The organism is Fibrobacter sp. UWR2, from assembly GCF_002210285.1.
In the GTDB taxonomy this organism is placed as follows: domain Bacteria; phylum Fibrobacterota; class Fibrobacteria; order Fibrobacterales; family Fibrobacteraceae; genus Fibrobacter.
In genome coordinates this window covers 19,954-37,865 of sequence record NZ_MWQE01000009.1, presented here as the reverse complement: position 1 = coordinate 37,865, position 17,912 = coordinate 19,954, and the positions used below count along the sequence as shown (strand labels likewise).

Here is a 17,912-nt window from a genome sequence, read left to right as displayed (position 1 = left end):
TCTAAAGTAATACATACAAATTACAATTGCTTGCCCATATTCAATTGGCGTTGAACATTGTTTGGTTATGATAAACTTTTGGCAAAAATGGGCTTACTTGCCGTGTCATAATACGTTACAAAAATATTATTAAGTTTGTACGAAATTTTTCATCTAAACTTATTATGACCAAATACAACTTTTCAAGATACAATATCCTTATCGCCGAAGGCGATGACATTGCAGTGTATAATACTTTGGGCAACTCCCTTGCGGTTTTATCGCACGACGAGTATGACTTTCTGGAGAAAATTGTTAGTGAGGGCGTCCCTGCTGACTTGGAGGCTTCAAAGCTTGATTTCTTGGATAGGTGCCTAATCAATAATTTCATAATTCCTGTCGATGCCGATGAGCGCGAACGAATAAAAGAGAAGTTTTTGTCGGTGAAAACAGGGAAGCAGTCATTGACAATGACAATTCTTCCGACTCTTTCGTGCAACTTTAATTGCAATTACTGCTTCGAAGGTGCCGACAAGAAAAGTTCCATTATGAATGCAAAAACGCAGGATGGCGTTATGCATTGGCTGGAATCTAACTGTACGGAACTTCAAAATCTGAATGTGACCTGGTTTGGTGGCGAGCCTACGCTTGGAATGGACGTTATAAGGGGCTTATCTAGGCGAATGATTGACCTGTGTACAAAGAAGGGTATCGCGTACAAGGCCTCCATAATCACCAATGGATCCCTGCTCAAGTCCGAAAATATGGACGCCTTTAGGGAATGCCGAATTTCCTGGATTCAGATAACGCTTGATGGGCCTAAGGATGTTCACGATAAGGTCCGCTTCTTCAAGTCGGATAATCGTGGGTCTTTTGATGTGATAATGGAGAACGTAAGGAAATATCAATCAGAATCACCTATTGCGACGACATTCCGCGTGAATGTGGATTCCCGCAACGAAGCGCAATGCTATAGGCTGATTGATGAAGTCGCCCGTGAACTGAAGGGCGTTAAAAATATTTCGATGTACTTTGCCCCGATTCATGCGTCGACAACAATGTGTAAGCATGTTTCGGCTTATACCTTGGAGGCGCTTCATTATGCAGAAATCGAAACCAAGCTCATTGAGTATGCCTATAAGAATGGCTTGTGCAACATTACGCTGCCGCCTCATTTAATGGGAGTCTGTGGGGCGGCCAAGGAGAACGGCCTTGTAATCTGCCCGAACGGCGATATTCACAAATGTTGGGAAACTGTTTCTGTAGACAAGTACAAAATTGGGAACATAGCTGACGAGAAATTCAATCTAAGGGACGCAGGGAAGGATTGGACGTCTTGGTCTCCTTTTGTAGAACAGGAATGCCTGGATTGCAGGATTATGCCAAATTGCATGGGAATGTGTACGTACCGTTTCTTGTTCAAGGAAAACTATTCGGGAAACTCGGCCCTTACGCCATGCCCATCGATCAAGTTCGATTTGGAAAATAGACTGCGCCTCTATCTAAAAAAATTTCACCATTAATAAAAGGAGTCATGATATGAAGGAAATCAATCAAGTAGACAGAAACGGCTACATCACGCAGGGGCTAGATTTGACCCTTCGCGCACGTACCCGCAAAAACGAAATCATCTGCTTTTCGGTAACTCCGGATGGAACAACGGCTACCTGCAAGGGTTCGCCTGTCGTCTTGGTGGAACAGCTGAAGGAAATCAATAAGATTGTTGATTTGATTTCTGTTCTGAAAAATGTCCAGATCGATTTGGACGGTAACAAGGTGGTCGTGATACCTTTCCAAAAGAAGTCCCGGACACTTCTTCGCGGATCGTGCGCTGGCGCGGGTTGCGCAGCCGATGCGACGGCTTGCCCGACTAACGTGTGTGGTGGCTATGTCTGCGGTGGATATGCAGGTGCTTGCGCTGCCGATGCGTGTGGCGGTGCTGCATGTGGAGCGAAAGCAAGCGCTTGTGGTGGCGATGCATGTGGAGGCGCGGCATGCGCTGCAGACGCGAATGCCTGTGCTGCAGAAGCGTGCGCTGTCGAGGGCTGTGGCGGCCATGCAGGGGCCGGGACGGGAACAGGTTGTACGGGGGATGCCTGTGGAGCAAAAGCAGATGTGTGTGCTGGCGCAGGCTGCGTTGGAGATGCATGCGCAGCCGCTACTGGAGCGTGTGCAGCAAAGGGCTGCCTCGGAAACGCCTGTGCGCTTGATGTTGGGCCATGTGCCGCCGATGGCCAGCTTGGTCCCTGCCTGGTGAACGTTCCCTATTGCCCGTTCATTCTTTAGTTGTAGCTAGATAGGTGCAATAAAGAACGATGCATTTCTCCGTTGAATGGAGAAATGCGTTTTTTTGCTCTCCATTCCTAGGCAAAAAAGGATAGATTTACAAGTGTAAGTCTATGGTTAAACAGTAAATGTAAGGGAAATGAATTATGGATGGGCAAAATCAAGGCAAAGACGCTATCGATCTATCTTTAGAGATCATCGGCAAGGCGCATAGTGACCTTCTGGAGTGCTACCGTCATATTATCGAGATTCACAAGAATTGTGGCGATTTAAAAATCCGTAATAGGATCTTGATTGCAGATGGATTTGGGTATTCAGTTAATTTCTTTAATCTTTTCTACATAGCAACATTGCAATCTCTTAAAAAGATAAAGAAAGTCGCATTCCCGCAATGGGATGATAACGTTAGCGAAGATGACAACAGACTTCTCTTCCGAGAATACTATGACTTTGCTTCAGATTTGTTCTTCTGCCTATATAGTTTGCTTATTTTTATTACCAAACATCATCACTCAAATTCATTGCTGAACGACAAAATAAGAAACGCAATAAACGAGGTAAAGAAAATAATTGCCCAGTGCATTTTGACAATTTCTGAATATGAAAAAAGAAACTTTATTAATTTTGCATTTTTCGAATTTGGAATAGACTCTGACGAAGATTTCGATGTCATTCACACGCCATTGACTTTTGATGACCCCTGGTATAACGCTAGGCTACAGGAGTATAAGAATTTTGTATTGACTGGAGAATGCACCGAAGAATATTACCCTTTTGAATTATGGCTATATAACAAGCAAAATCATAGATCTGACCGTCGCAAAAATCATCTAAATGTATCTGAACTAGAAACATACTGTGCTTATGTTTGTAACGAGGAATATCTATTCAAGAATATAAATGACTATATAATTGCGTATTTTTTTGATTTCATGAGAAAGTCAAACAGGACACAGGCGGAATTTGCTCAACTCAATAGTGAAAAGCATGGAGCTTTCCGGCATTTGAAATATGAAGAAAAAAGAAGTGCTTTTTATTCAACCATTGAAAGCGTGAATGAAATAATAAATATAACGGTTATATGCGCCGCTATCAATTATCCTATATATTTAAGTAAGGACAGAAGTAGAATTGTTGATACAGATTATAATAAAGGCAAACGAAATAAGTTGATGAACTTTATTTCACTAGTGAAGGCGGCATATGGAATAGAGAAAAACGTCAATCCTGTCGCATTGGGCAAAGTTTTCAGAAACGTTTTTTCTTTTGACAAAACCTTATTTCAAAAATGGCCGTGTATTTCGTTCTTACTTTATTGGACGTCTCATTTCTTTGAATATAAAAAGTATTGCAAGCTGTTTCTAGAAGAAGCAAACACTCCAAAGGCTGCAACAAAGCAGATTAATATTTCTCCTAGTGCGTCTGTTGTTGTGGCTACATGGAAGAATACTGATTTTCAGGAGGTTATACAAAAGAAGTATATAGAGAGGGAGGCTTTACTACGGTTGCAGAAGATGTTCTTCTTCGCGTTATTTGATTTTGTCAAGGACATTGATCAAAAGACGACATTTCCTCCAAATGATTCTTTTTATACCCTTAGAATTAAGGATTTATTGTATGAAGCACTCTATGATGGTTCGTGGAAATCGACAAAAAAACAGACTGTCATATTCAATGAAATCTTGTCTAAATCACTTCCAAAGAGTTCTGTAACCATTGATTTTGAAAAATTTCAGAAAACCGCTTTCCATCCGACCGAGACGGCTCTATTCTTAATACATAGCATTAATTCCTATGCAAGAGAACCTCGGTATACAACCTTGATCCAAATAATCAACTTTATAGATGCGCAGCGAGATAAGACATTTGGCTATTATTCCAAGGATTTCAAGGAACTGGAATCCCTAGCGAAGAGGAGGGATAAAAAGTTATTAAAAGAAACGGAGTTGATGGAAAATATTGACAACGGTTTCTCAATTAGCCTTGCGCAAAAAAGTCCAACATTTGAAAACCAGTTCTTTTCTAGAACAGTTACATGTAAAGTATTCCCAGAGACCGATACGAAGCTATTGCAATTGGAATGCGGTAAAATAATATTCTCCTATGACAACTATTATAGGCAACTTTATTCAAATTTTACAAGCAGTGTATACTTGAATGAAGAACGAAACATGGCTACTCATTACTCGAAATTCAAGTTTACAGAAGGCTTGCTGAAGAAGGACTATTGCATTGATTTGCTGCTACTCTTGTTCGACTTGAAATCAAAAAATACAAATGAGCAAGAAATAAGACTAAATCTTGAAAAACTGTCATCCTTTATTGATTGCTTAAATCGTATTAACTTTATTAATATAGTGCGAAATAAAGTTTCCTTCTCAAACCAGTGTTACATACTTGGTAGAGTGATGCTGATGATAAAAACTTCCAACTCTGATAGGTCGATATCCTTGGCAGAAAGAATGTATTGGAAAGAACAAATGTACAACATGGATACTGAAACTCCTTTGGACGAGATTGTTAAGTTATTTTATGAAATGGATGTCAATTCAAAGGTAAAAAGGGAAGGTCCACCACCTTATACAGTGTACCAGGTTCCTCTTAATGATGTCCCTGATGAGTGGAAATCATTCTATGCCAAGAATACGCCTTCCCTTTCAAAGGAATTCCTTACCGAACTATCGGCCGTATTAACAACGATTTCAAAATTACTGAAAGATATTGAAAGTAATGACGAGGAATTGCAGAATAAAATAGCGGAAGCCCTTGAGGTATTGAAGAAGGACGATTTTTCCCTCGAAGAATATTTTGCCTTTGCGGATTCTTTAAGTGATATTTATTATTCGTCATCTAGGAAACTGAATATCAAATACGATTGTAACATAGATACAGACTCACTTTCATGGGTTAGGTTGTGTGACAAGTATTTTTCGAGATTGAAAGACCATATAGTGCAGTCAAAGGTACTTGACAAATTTAGTGAAAATATTTCGAAAGAAATTAATAATCCCCAAATACTAGAAGAAGTGATAAATAAAACCAATGAGTTAAGAAAGGGAAATAAGGAGATAATCAATGATCAGGGCGAATTGCTCATTGACAGGCCGATTCTGAAAAAAATAGGCAAGTGCATAGAGAATTATCCTTTTGAAGAGGAACTGCGGAACTTTTTAAATACGATGTTCGGCGTTGCCAATATCTGTCGTGTAAAAATAGGGACGGAGCCTAATGCAGTTAATGTAGAGAATGTTATAGATGACGATGTCAACTTTTTTGACCTTTATGGCTATGAAAGTAAACTGTACTTGATAAAGGTGCTGATACAGATGGCAGAAGTCGATTTGACCAATAAATAGCGCGAGTCGGATTTTTTTTCTTTCCCCTATTGCTTTTCCGAAAAAGTTTTTATATATTACGAATACATCATTGAACTGCTGTTAGTTGTAACTCTCTGCTTTTTTTTCGTAACAGCCAGCAAGGAGTTCAAAATGATGAAAAACCAGTCTTAGACCTCACCAGGGGATAGTCACGTAGGTGTAGCACCGACGTGGTTTTTGGCGTTTTGTCTGTAGCTGCATTTCTGCCTCTCCAAACGCCTAGAATTCCGTTCCAACCGGACGGGATGTTTCCAAACACATCTTCAACGCAAAATTTTACCCAAGCGAGGTACCCAATGATCTACATCTCAGCCGACAAGCGAATTAACGATTTCTGCAACGCCCTCATCAGGAGCGGACGCTGGAACTACTATCGGGGTGGCAAGCATTCCATCCTGAAGCACAAGGCCCCAACTAGCCGTAAGGCGCTGGTTGTCGCGATAACACCGAGCAACGGAAACACCTTCAAGGTGCTCGAACGCGAATATAACCACTATATTCGTGCGTTCCTCATCCAGACGGGCGTAATCATCGCCTAAACTTCCACTTTTCTGAATGTAAATATATATTACAAAAAAATAACCTTTTTACCCTATTGACATATGCTTCAACTCAATCCATCCCAAAATCGCCAAATCTATTTCCTCATCGCCTGCTCATGCCTATTTACGGCAGGCTTGCTTTCGTCGAACTTTCTTGCGTCGAAAGTCATCTGCGTATGCGGCCTAGAAATGCCCTCAGCAACGGTCGGCTATGCCTTAACATACTTGATGACCGACGTTATAGGAGAACTATATGGAAGGAAGGTCGCGAACAGGATCGTCCAGTTCGGGTTCATTTGCCTAATTGTGGCCTGTGTATTAACCCGCCTGGCACTCCTTTTGCCATCACCTTATGACTCCAGTGCTTTCAGCCAAGTTTTTTCCACGTCAACAAGAATCTTTATTGCAAGCATTGTCGCATATATAATAAGCCAAAGTACCGACGTGTACATTTTCCACAAAATAAGGAACTATTCCCCAAGATTCAAATTTATTCGAAACAATGTCAGTACAATTATTAGCCAATTTCTAGATACGATTATCTTTTCCTTTATCGCGTTTTATGGCGTTGTTCCCAACATCTGGAGCATGGTTCTGGGCGTCTTTATTGCAAAAGTCGTGCTTGCCCTATGCGATACTCCGTTCTTCTACCTTCTAACCAGGAACAGAATTGATTGCCAAGAAATATAGAATAGGAGTCCTTATAAGCACATCAATGTGCAGGAACGATCTGTTGTTCGGTCGTTCCCTGGCATCCGTTTTGTCGCAATCCGTCAAACCAGACTGCGTCCTCGTCGTTGATGACAACGATAATACTCATTTTAGCGATGAATTAGTGGCAAAGCTCAATTCCTACCACAATCCGAATCTACATTACTTGAAAAATTGCCATACACATGGCTGTTCTGGTACTGGGGCTTGGAATTCGGGAATAGAATGGTATGCAAGTCAATTCATTGATTGCGACTATATCGCTTTCCTTGATGACGATGATTCCTGGGAATCGACATATCTGGAACGTCAATGTAATACCATTGACGCCTTTTTCAATAAGAATGGCCGCCTTCCCGAAGCCTGCTGCGCATATCTAAAACGTAGTGATTGCCCTTCACCGCATATTTTTAAACAGTCCGACATAACAATCGAAAACTTCCTTTGCGGCAATATCGGAATACAAGGAAGCAATATGTTCTTTAGTTTGGGTACATTAAAGAGGGTTAATGGCTTTGATGAAATGCTACCCTCTTGTACCGACCGGGATATGCTTATTCGGCTTTTGCAATTATCTCCAAAGATCCAGTTTGCAATTACACCGATGGTCCTTGTGAACCATTTTGCGTGGAAAGGTAGCATTACCTACGACAAGGGCAAGAAATGTCTCGGCATTACACGATTCTTTGAAAAGTACATTCACCTCTATACTCCTGAATTGCTCGAAAAGGCGGTTCATCGCGCCGAGAAGCTTTTTGACTATAATGACTCCAGCAACATATATAAGTTGTTCAATTTGGTTCATGGGAAGGCTGATGAAAAGAAGATTGTGATAGGAATTGCGCTTCACAATGGGCGCAAAACCATCAGACGGAGCCTTCGGTCCGTTCTCAATCAAGAAAATCTTTCTAGCCATCTATGGGTATTGATTGCGGACGATGATTCTAACGATGGCTGGGAAGAAGAAGTCTCGGACCTTTTGGCTTTGACAAACGTGATGGTAATCCGTGTAAAGAACAATGCTACGTACAAGACACGAAATGATATTCATGCCTATATTAGGAAATACTTCGGTAATGTAGAACTGATTGGACGGCTTGATTGCGATGACGTGTATTCAGGTAATCTCGTTCTGTCAAGAATCGAACAGGTTCAAGAACAGAGCGGTGCTGATGTCGTACTAGCCGGTAACTACTTGCGTTTGAATGAAGAGGTGATAAGTCGGGTGAATCGCGCTACGAAGGATCTCCTTGACAGTGATTATTTAATAAACCGGCTGAGGGATATGTCGAATGGTATTGCCGAAGCAGAACTACCGTCGTGTAATGTATTCATGTCGAAAAGATGCCTGCGCGACTATCCTGCAAAGAATAGTGCCGAGGACCATTTTCTTCTAGTTGATTTGCTACTTGGCGATAACGATTATAAAATCGCTATTGCAGAGGATGTGCTACTGACGATTTACAATTTGAATGGTAAGATAACCGCAGACAACAAGAGACTCGCTCTCTATCTGGAAACACGAAAGGAACTTTATCAACGAGGCTTAGGCTTATGCAAAATGAAGAAAGAAAGCAGCGTGCACTAGAAATTTTGAAAAAAATGGGCCTAGACGATTTGGAATATTTAGGCCAAGGCTATGAAGGAGTCGTCTTTCATGATGCGAACTATGTATACAAGGTAATCCTTCCGTTCTTTGAGGGCGGTGACAAGTGGTATACCTACCGTCATTTGACCTTCTTCTTTGACAAAAAAGAATACAAGTCCTTTTACCATTTGGATGAGGTCTTAGAGTTTGAAGGTCTGTTTATTGAAAAGTATCCCTATGAGGCCTCAGAACCTGTTGGGTATTTCTCAGAAAAAGACGCAATCCAGTTCTTGACGGAATGCTGGCAGAAGAAGGTGATTATTCAGGATTGCAAGCGGGAAAATTTCATTCGAGTAAATGGAACCATAAAGCTAATAGATCTTGATGGGTGCAAGTATTACAATGACGACTTTTTCTTAAATGCCTGTGCGCGCATGTTTATCTTCATTCATGAGCAGGATAATCCCCGATTAAAGAAATTGCAGCGGAGTGCGATTAACAACTTCGATTTGCCGGAATTAGATGGTTTTAGGGAATTCGTCAACAAGATTTTCTCCAACATCATTTACGAGGAGTCTGGCCCGGTAATACATTCTCTCAAGATTAACCAGCAATCAGGATTAATTTACGAGATATACAGCTGCGCTGAAATTTGCAATCTTGATTATCTGTTCTTTTCAAAAATCCGGGAACATCTGTACTTATCGGATATTCAGGTTGACGAACCGAAATTAAGTAGCAACAACACCTTTGTTCCCCAAAGAATTGCTCTTGGCTTTAGAAAAATCACCCCTCTTCGCAAAAAGGTTTCCCTGCTAATCAAGACGTGTGCCCAGGATGTGTTCACGATTGAATCCAATATTCGCCATATCGTACGCCAGTTATCCTGTCCAAACTACTTCCATGAGGTGGTCGTTTCTATTGATTGCCGCGAATGTGATTTTGTACGTCAATATACTGCAGAAGGAAACCTGAACGATGTCATTGCAATTACAGAAAAGCTAAGGAATGAAGGCGTTATCGACAGGATAGTTCTCTTTGATGCTAATCAGGCCGAGGCGATAAACCAACGGTGGTTCGGAATAGCGACAAAGGAGACTCATTCCATAAAAGGTGTTCCGATTGCGTCACAGCTGTATGCTTTCGAGAACTGCGAAGGCGATTACATCCTGCAAATGGATAGTGATGTAATGATAGGTCGATCCGATTATGGTCATTCGTTCATGAATGATATGTTAAACGAACTGGAATCAAACGAAAAAGTCATTTCAGTCGGGTTCAACATACCGGTTTCCCAAAGCAATCCGTATTTTGGTTTTGAAGAGGGTGGCTTTGTGCCAGAAGTAAGAATGGGTTTATTTGATAAGAAGCGAATGTTCGGCTTACGCCCTTACCCTAATAGTACAGATGAAAACGGCAAATTGAGGCTAACCTGGTATAGGTCCATGGAGCAGTATCAAAAGCAAACGGGATATTGTTCCATTCGTGGTGGGGACAAGAGAAGCTTCTACATTCATCCCCAAAACTACAGGAAAACAAAGCCCTATAGCTGGATGAATATACTGGACAGGATTGAGCAGGGTTATATTCTGGACAAACAGATAAATCACTTTGATTGCGAGGGATCCTTCTTTGATTGGAGTTTCCCCAAACGCAATGAGAAAATGGTTGTTCTCTCTTGTCTTAGGAATGTTTCTATCGAGAGGTTCCTTCGTTTTTGGTGCTCGTTAATGAGCCAGCGTTTTCAGGATTTTAGCATTATTCTTTATGATGACTGTTCCGACAATGGGATTCAGTATTTTATCGACTACTTGATTAAGCCTTATTCAGACAGAATAACCTTCATAAAGGGACGTACTAGGCTAGAGAAACTGCAATGCGAGTACCTCGCACTGCACAACTACTGCAGTAATCCTGATTCTATAATCGTCATGGTAGATGCCGATGATGCCTTGATTGGGAAAGACGCCCTATATGATGTTTACAAGAAATATGCCATGTGGGGCGTGGATACAACCTGTGGTCGAGTCCACCAGACTTACAGAATCCAGCCTCATTACCGTTATCCCGTAGACTTTATGGATCCGCGAAAGTATGGGGGCAATGTATGGCAGCATTTGAAGACGTTCAGGAAATACCTCTTTGATTCAATTCCTTTATCGTACTTTATGTATAACAATGGCGAAACTAAGTTTTCGCAGCGAAAATGGTTTGAGAAATGTGACGACTATGCGATTATGGTACCCATCGTAGAGATGAGCGAATCCCCATATCAGATGGACTTCATAAACTACTATTACGAAAGGGATTACGAGAATAGGGATGCGAATAGAGATATAAAGGAACGCTGCATCAAGGAAATACTTAGAAAGGATAAGCTTTCGCCTCAAAACGTATACAAGAAGCGTAAGACATTTTTCCCGCAGATGGACAAAATTGAAATAGACATCACCTTTGATTGCAACTTGAAATGCAAGGGATGCAACAGGTCTTGCGGGAAGGCTCCATCAAGGGAACGTATGGGTCTTCAGGATATCAAGAGATTTGTCGAAGAAAGTATACGACTCAATATCAAATGGAAATTGATAAACATTCTTGGTGGAGAGCCGACGCTGCACCCCCAACTCAAGGATATTCTAGGAATTTTGCAGACGGAATACGCCGATGCGTTCAATAACGATGTTGTCATCCAAGTCGTATCAAACCGTTATACAGTACAGTCTCGAAATATCTGTGAAGAGATTAAGTCCTTTAAGAATGTTCGTATAGATTATGAATCTTCAAAAGATGACAATGAAATCGGATATTTCACCCCGTTTGCCGATGCCCCTATAGACGATCCTAATTTCAAAGACGAGGATTACCAGAAGGCATGTTGGGTCGCGTCGTATTGTGGAATAGGATTGAATAAGAACGGATATTATGGTTGTTCCGTTTGTGGAGGAATTTCGAGAGTCTTAGGTGATGGAGAGGGCGTGAAATCGCTTGCAGAATTGACGGAATCCGTTATAAAGGAGCACTTCGAAAAATACTGCAGGTTATGCGGAAATTTCAAGCATTATTCCAATTCTCATGGCGATTTTCTACCTCGCTGTGAAAAGGACTCGTTTAGAGAAGTAATTTCCCCTACATGGGAGCGCCTGTATGAGGAGTATAATCATCAAGAAGGGTAGCTGCAATTATTTAAATTGTAGTGGTAAAGGACAAAAAGATGAAGTTTATCCACACGGCCGACCTGCACATTGGTAAAATCGTGTGCGAGCATTCGATGCTCGACGAGCAGCGGCATATACTGGCGCGCATTTTGGAGGCCGTGGATAGCGAGAAGCCCGATGCGGTGCTGATTGCGGGCGACGTTTACGACAAGCCGGTGCCGTCGGCCGAGGCGGTCGCGGTGCTTGACGACTTTCTGGTGGAGCTTGCCGCGAGGAAGGTGCGCACGTTCGTGCTGAGCGGAAACCACGATTCGGCGGAGCGTATTGCGTTTGGCGGGCGGCTCATGGAAAAGAGCGGCGTACACGTGTCTCAGGTTTACGACGGGAAATTTGTGCCGGTCACGCTCAGCGACAGTGAAGGCGAGGTGGACGTTTGGATGTTGCCGTTCGTGCGGCCGGTGACAGTGCGCGCGAATCTTGTGACCGACGAGGAGCGCGATGCGGTGAAGGATTATACATCGGCCGTGAAGGCTGCCCTCGCGCAGGTGCATTTTACGCCGGGGCGCAGGAATGTGCTGCTGGCTCACCAGTTCGTGACGGGCGCGGAACGCAGCGAGTCCGAAGAAAACGTGGGCGGGCTCGACAATGTGGATGCTACGGTTTTTGCCGCGTTTGATTACGTGGCGCTCGGCCACATACACAAGCCGCAGAATGTGCTGAAGGGCGATGATGGCACGGTGCGTGCGCGTTACAGCGGCACTCCACTCAAGTATTCGCTTTCGGAGGCGGTTCACAAGAAGTCGCTCACGGTGGTGGAACTGAGCGCGGGCAAGAATTTGATTCGAGAAATCCCGCTGGTGCCGTTGCACGATGTGCGTGAAATTCGCGGGACTTTTGCCGAAATCGTTTCTCCGGAATTCCGGAATGCGCAGGTTGCCGCGGGCAACAAGCTTGATGATTTTGTGTACATCAAACTCACCGACGAAAACGACGTGCCCGATGCGGCGCAGAAGCTGCGCGGTATTTACCCGAACTTGATGATGCTCGCCTACGACAACGAGCGTACGCGCAACCATGCGGATGTCGGCGTTGCGGAATCTGTCGACGAAAAGAAACCGATGGAACTTTTCGGTGAGTTTTTCGAGGGCCGCAACGGCCGCCCGATGAAACCGGAAGAAAGTGAATTTGTTCAAGATTTAATCAGCAGCATCTGGGGAGGTAACGCATGAGACCTACCAGGCTTGTGATTTCTGCATTTGGCCCGTATGCCGAAAAGACTGTGATCGAGCTGGACAAGCTCGGGACGAGCGGGCTCTTTTTGATTTCGGGCGATACGGGTGCCGGCAAGACGACGATTTTCGATGCGATTTCTTTTGCGCTTTTCGGGACGGCGAGCGGGAGCAGCCGCAATGCGAGCGGTGACTATGCCAAGCATTTCCGTTGTCTGAATGCGACGCCTGATACGCCGACGTTTGTGGACTTGACGTTTGCCTATGCGGGCAGGGAATACCGTGTGGTGCGCAATCCGGAATACGAACGGCCCAAGATGCGCGGCGATGGCATGACGAAGGAGAGCGCTTCGGCGACTTTCTATTACCCCGAGGGCAGCGGAAAGGTTGGCCCTGCGAGCCGTACGGTAAGCGGTGACAAGGCGGTGACGGATGCGGTGCGCGATATCATCAGGGTGAATGCCGAACAGTTCTCACAGATTGCGATGATTGCGCAGGGCGACTTCTTGAAGTTGCTGCTCACGACGACGGACGAACGCATCGATATTTTCCGCCAGCTTTTCAAGACAGACAAGTTCGAGAAGTTGCAGGAAGCCATCAAGAGGCAGGCGCTGGAATTGAAGAACATGTGCGGCGAAAGCGAATCGTTTGCCTGTGTAACGGTGTCGCATGTATCATGTGACGAGAAGTCTGCTTTTGCCTCTGACATCGAGGCTGCCAAGAATCTCGCTGCGGAAAGGCGCATTGCTGACTGGAGCGAATTCTGCGATTTGCTTGAGAAGGTCGTGAACGAAGATTCTGCCGCTGTCGATGCGATGAAGAATGGGCTCGACGGTTACGCGGCGCGTATGACTGCGATGAATCAGGAACTCGGCAAGGCGCAGAATATAGAGAATGCACGCAAGTCGCTTGACGAGGCGAAAAAGAATCACGCTGAGCGTTTGCCGGATCTTGAGCCGCTTACGGCGGCACTCACGGCGGCTGAGGCGCGTAGGCCCGAATGCGAAAAATTGCAGGAAGAGGTCACGACTTTAAGGAACTCGTTGCCGGAATACGGCCAGCTCGAAGAAGCCCGCAGTAATATAAAGGTCAAGGAGCGCGAGTTTGCGAGGGCCAAGGAATCGCTTGAATCCAGAAAGGAGGATTTCGAAAAAAGGAACAGCGAAATCCAGAAGCTCGAAGAAGAATTCAAGGGGCTTTCGGATGCGGGCGAGAACAAGGCGAAACTCGATGCGCAACTGGAATCTCTTAAGAATCGCAAGAACCAGCTTGTGCAGGTGGGCGGTACGGTAAAGGAACTCGATGATGCCGAAACCGCTCTCCGCGATGCTCAAGATGAATACCTCGATGCCGACAAGGAGTATAGACAAAGTAATGATATTTACGAAGCGAAGAATCGTGCTTTCTTGAATGAGCAGGCGGGCATTCTGGCCGAAACGCTCGAAGAAGGCACTCCCTGCCCGGTTTGTGGGTCTACGGCGCACCCGCATAAGGCTTGCAAGTCGGTAGAGGCGCCGACGCAGGCGGAACTCGAGGAACTCAAGCGCAATGTCGCAAAATTGCTTGAGGCATGGAATACTAAGGCGGGCAAAGCTTCCAAGGCGAAGGCCGCGCGCGATGCCAAGCGCGAAGAACTCGGGAAAAAACTTGCGGAACTCTTTGGTGAATGCACTGTTGAAGAATGCAAGGAAAAAATCCGTGCGGAATTCGACAGCGTAAAATCGCAGTTGGCCGAAGTCGTGGCGAAACTCAATGCCGAGAATGTTCGTGCGGCCCGCAAGGCTGAACTGGAAAAAACGCTGCCCGAAATGAAGGAGCAGCACGAGAGGAGCCGCACTGAAAACGAAAAACTAGCGAAGGATGTCGCGGCGGCCGAGGCGGAACTTGTAACGCAGAAAAAGCATGCCGAGGATGCGGCGAAAAAGCTCCCGTATGCGGGCAAGGCCGATGCGGAGAAGGTCATCCGCGAAAAGCAGGACGCAGTTGCCGGCATTCAAAGCGCAATCAAGCTTGCGACCGAAAAGCTGAATGGGTGCAAGGAGAACTTGAAGGAACTCGAAGGCCAGGTGAAATCGCTCGAAGGCCAGCTGAAAGATGCTCCGCAGTACAACCTCGAAGAACTGGAAAACAAGTGCAAGGCGCTCGCCGATGAACAGCAGGCGCTCACGCAATCGTGGAAAACTGTTTCGGGGAGGCTCGAGCAGAACAGGCGCGCGCTCAAGGATATTCGCGGTGTTGCCGAAAAGCTGGGTGCACTCCTGAAAAAGCGCGCGTGGGTCGAGAACCTTTCCGATACGGTGAACGGAACGCTCTCCGGCAAGGACAAGATGATGCTCGAAACCTACGTGCAGGGCGCGTACCTGGACCGCATCCTGCGCAAGGCGAACACTCGCTTTTTGCGGCTCTCCAACGGGAAATACGAGCTGGTACGTCGCGGGCAGGCCTCCAATAAACGCAGCCAGAGCGGGCTCGACCTGAACGTAATCGACCATACCTGCGGCAAGCAGCGCGAGGTGAAAACGCTCAGCGGCGGCGAGAGCTTCTTGGCTTCTCTATCGCTTGCGCTCGGCCTTGCCGACGAGGTGCAGAGTTCTGCAGGCGGAATCGAACTCGATACGATGTTTATCGACGAAGGTTTTGGTTCGCTCGACGAAGAAATCCTGAGGGTTGCCATCGACACGTTGCAGAACTTGGCCGGCAGCAACCGCCTCGTGGGCATCATCAGCCACGTGGAAGGGCTCGAAAACAGGATAGACAAGAACGTGCGCGTGCAGAAAGACGCGAACAATATCAGCCGCGTGAAAATCGAGGTGTAGCGGAAATTAGATGTCCTTGCCGCTGCGCGCCGCAAATGCGAGCAGAATAAACGCGCTAGCGATAATCCCGATAAGCGTTAGGTCCGCTTGGCCATACAAGAACATCTTGAGCAGTTTCACCAACTGCGACGACATGAACGCGTAACCCGCGCTGCACAGCAGTACGAACAATGCGAAACGCCCGAGGAAGGGGAGGCTCTTCGTAATTTTTTTGAAGTAGCCGTTTATATGGCCGCCGTAGATAATGAGCAGTGTCGCGACGAGGCCCACCGAAATGGAATCCATGTGGAGCCTCAGGAAATTGGCGAACTGGTGAATGTACTGCATCATAGGCAAAATATAATTAGTTTATTTGAGCAGTTCTTCGGGGACGCATTCGGCCATGGCCTCGTAGGCCTTTGCGCTTGGGTGCAGGTGATCGCCCGAATCAAAACCGCCCGCGAACCGTTTGGGGTCATCGTGCCCACGCACGGCCATATCGAAATCTACACAGCCGTCGAATTCCGGCGAAGTCCTTAACCATGTATTGAACGCGATGCGGATGATGTCGCGGTTTTCGTTGTAGGTGCGCCAGCCGTAAATGGGCAGGAGCGTGCCGCTGTAGACTTTCAGTCCGAGCTTGCGCGCGTGCATAATATAGAGCGTGCGCACGCCGTTGATGAGGTCGTCGGCCGTGGGCATGTCGCTCCAGGGGCGGAACTTGTTGACTTCGACACCGACCGGGTGGATAATGTCGTTTATACCGTGCTGGACAATGACGGCGCGTGCTCCGGCGACGTTCATTTCGATGGGGAAGCGGGTGGCGCCCTTCAGGCCGTATGCCGCATACGTGATGCAGCTGTATTCCCGCAGGATGCGCGTGCCACTTACGGCGCGCCGGATAATCGCCACGTTGTTGAAGCCTTCTCGGGCACAGCGGAGCGTGAGATAGTCGGGCCAGTCCTGCGCCGTGATGGAATCGCCAAAACAGACGAGCGCGAAGTTCTTCTCTTCGGTGAGGATGTCGACTGTATTGAGGAAATAAATCCAGTTTGTTTTACGCGTGAGGTCATCGGGGAGGCTTGCTGCCTTCGCGAAGTTGCCGTAGCTGTACTTGCCGCCAGAGAGCGGGCCCGTGATTGCCGTACCCGCGTTCATCTGCGTGAAGTCTGCAAAGTAGAGGCTCACGTCAAATGTTTCGCCTGCGGTGACGTTAAATGCGATTTCGTCGCTCAGGATTTCTTCGCCTGCGGGGATTGTTCCGGAAGTGCGGCCACCGAATGTAATGGGGGTCGGCGCATTTTTTTCCGTCGCATTTTCAGCCTGCGCGGCATCTTTAGTCGGCGCATCTTTAGCCGCGGAATCTTTAGCGACATACGCCTCGCTAATCGTAACGGACTCCGTGCCGGTGAGGTTCGAAAAATGGAACCGCAACTTGCTGCCCGAAAAGCACGCGCGGATCGGGTAGCGCAACGTCAGGTCCTTCGCGTAGGTCGCTTCCTTGCGGTCGGTAATGGAGGTCGCGTTGCCCCAGCAGGCAACCCATTTCGTGAACTTTTCGGGCATGCGCCAAAGATAGATAAAACCTTCGGCGTAAAAATAATATGTAAATGAGGTTATCCCGGAACTGGAAAGCGCGTGCGTTCTGCGTGTAAAATTTTGGAAACGGAACGGCGATTTTCGAGAAATTTTGTATAAAAACTAATGTATTGATAAGAAAACTAAAGTTTTATATACCACATTCACAAAAAAGATGCTATATTATGAGGGAACCAATAAATAAAAGGAGTAAAATCATGGACAAAATCATCAACACGGTTATCTTCTTCGGCTCTCTGGCCATCGGTGCCCTCAGGCTTGTTTCCGAGGCGAGGAGAGGTCCGGGTCGAATCTAACCTAATCACACAAACCAAGGAGATCCAAATATGAGAAACATATTTGAGTTCATTGCCTCAGTCGCCAACCAAAGGGTGGATTCGGGCAAACCAATGGGGGTCCCTGCCTTGACCGCCCTGGCCAATGCCGCGGGCTTCAGGTCAAAAAAAGGACAGCCTTACTGCGTGGGCGGCCGCGGGTTTTACCGCGTTGTTTCGGATGCCTATGCGTACATGCACGGGTCCGGAAATCCGGGGGCTTGGAAAATTCTCGAGTTCCAGGATTCCAATGGGAATTACCGCTGGAAGAAACGCTAGCTAAATAATGATTAATCTTAAAAACATTCGTTTTTAGGATTAAAACAATAATAATTAT

At 45.9% G+C, this 17,912-nt stretch carries 12 protein-coding genes; 10 read left to right on the top strand and 2 right to left on the bottom strand.

All coding sequences use genetic code 11. The features are described from left to right. The first annotated feature begins 164 nt into the window (after positions 1-164). The 9 genes from B7994_RS11375 to B7994_RS11330 all read left to right on the top strand — a co-directional run bounded on the left by B7994_RS11375 (position 165) and on the right by B7994_RS11330 (position 15,683). A complete protein-coding gene (locus B7994_RS11375; protein WP_088638589.1) occupies positions 165-1,502 on the top strand; it encodes a radical SAM protein in 1,338 nt (445 codons plus the stop codon). Between the two features lie 16 nt (positions 1,503-1,518). Further along, positions 1,519-2,265, top strand: a complete 747-nt coding sequence (locus B7994_RS13955) for a hypothetical protein (RefSeq protein WP_144063860.1) — start codon at positions 1,519-1,521, stop codon at positions 2,263-2,265. Between the two features lie 146 nt (positions 2,266-2,411). Further along, the gene (locus B7994_RS11360; RefSeq protein WP_088638586.1) at positions 2,412-5,621 is read left to right on the top strand and encodes a hypothetical protein; all 3,210 of its coding nucleotides are present in this window, start codon (positions 2,412-2,414) and stop codon (positions 5,619-5,621) included. A gap of 317 nt (positions 5,622-5,938) precedes the next feature. Then, complete coding sequence (locus B7994_RS11355; RefSeq protein ID WP_088638585.1) at positions 5,939-6,181, top strand: hypothetical protein; 243 nt, start codon at positions 5,939-5,941, stop codon at positions 6,179-6,181. Positions 6,182-6,244: 63 nt separating this feature from the next. After that, positions 6,245-6,874 (top strand): queuosine precursor transporter, encoded by a 630-nt coding sequence (locus B7994_RS14475; RefSeq protein WP_088638584.1) that lies wholly within the window; start codon positions 6,245-6,247, stop codon positions 6,872-6,874. After that, on the top strand, positions 6,855-8,483 hold the full coding sequence (locus tag B7994_RS11345; protein WP_144063859.1) for a glycosyltransferase family 2 protein: 1,629 nt from the start codon (positions 6,855-6,857) through the stop codon (positions 8,481-8,483). Before B7994_RS14475 ends, B7994_RS11345 begins: the two co-directional genes overlap by 20 nt. Further along, the gene (locus B7994_RS11340; protein WP_088638582.1) at positions 8,450-11,656 is read left to right on the top strand and encodes a radical SAM protein; all 3,207 of its coding nucleotides are present in this window, start codon (positions 8,450-8,452) and stop codon (positions 11,654-11,656) included. The genes B7994_RS11345 and B7994_RS11340 overlap by 34 nt, the downstream gene beginning before the upstream one ends. A gap of 38 nt (positions 11,657-11,694) precedes the next feature. After that, on the top strand, positions 11,695-12,867 hold the full coding sequence (locus B7994_RS11335; RefSeq protein WP_088638680.1) for an exonuclease SbcCD subunit D: 1,173 nt from the start codon (positions 11,695-11,697) through the stop codon (positions 12,865-12,867). After that, entirely contained in the window at positions 12,864-15,683 is a 2,820-nt protein-coding gene (locus B7994_RS11330) for an AAA family ATPase (RefSeq protein ID WP_088638581.1), read from the top strand. The genes B7994_RS11335 and B7994_RS11330 overlap by 4 nt, the downstream gene beginning before the upstream one ends. Before the next feature lie 6 nt (positions 15,684-15,689). Here the strand turns inward: B7994_RS11330 and B7994_RS11325 are convergent, their stop codons facing one another. Together B7994_RS11325 and B7994_RS11320 are read right to left on the bottom strand one after the other, a co-directional pair. Then, the gene (locus B7994_RS11325; protein ID WP_088638580.1) at positions 15,690-16,013 is read right to left on the bottom strand and encodes a DUF3392 family protein; all 324 of its coding nucleotides are present in this window, start codon (positions 16,011-16,013) and stop codon (positions 15,690-15,692) included. 18 nt (positions 16,014-16,031) lie between these two features. Continuing rightward, a complete protein-coding gene (locus B7994_RS11320; protein WP_088638579.1) occupies positions 16,032-17,228 on the bottom strand; it encodes a GDSL-type esterase/lipase family protein in 1,197 nt (398 codons plus the stop codon). A 359-nt stretch (positions 17,229-17,587) separates the two neighbouring features. On the opposite strand from B7994_RS11320, the gene B7994_RS11315 reads away from it, so the two are divergent. Further along, positions 17,588-17,854 carry a hypothetical protein gene (locus B7994_RS11315; RefSeq protein WP_088638578.1) on the top strand — a complete coding sequence of 89 codons (267 nt, stop codon included), beginning with the start codon at positions 17,588-17,590 and terminating at the stop codon, positions 17,852-17,854. The last annotated feature ends 58 nt before the right edge of the window (positions 17,855-17,912 follow it).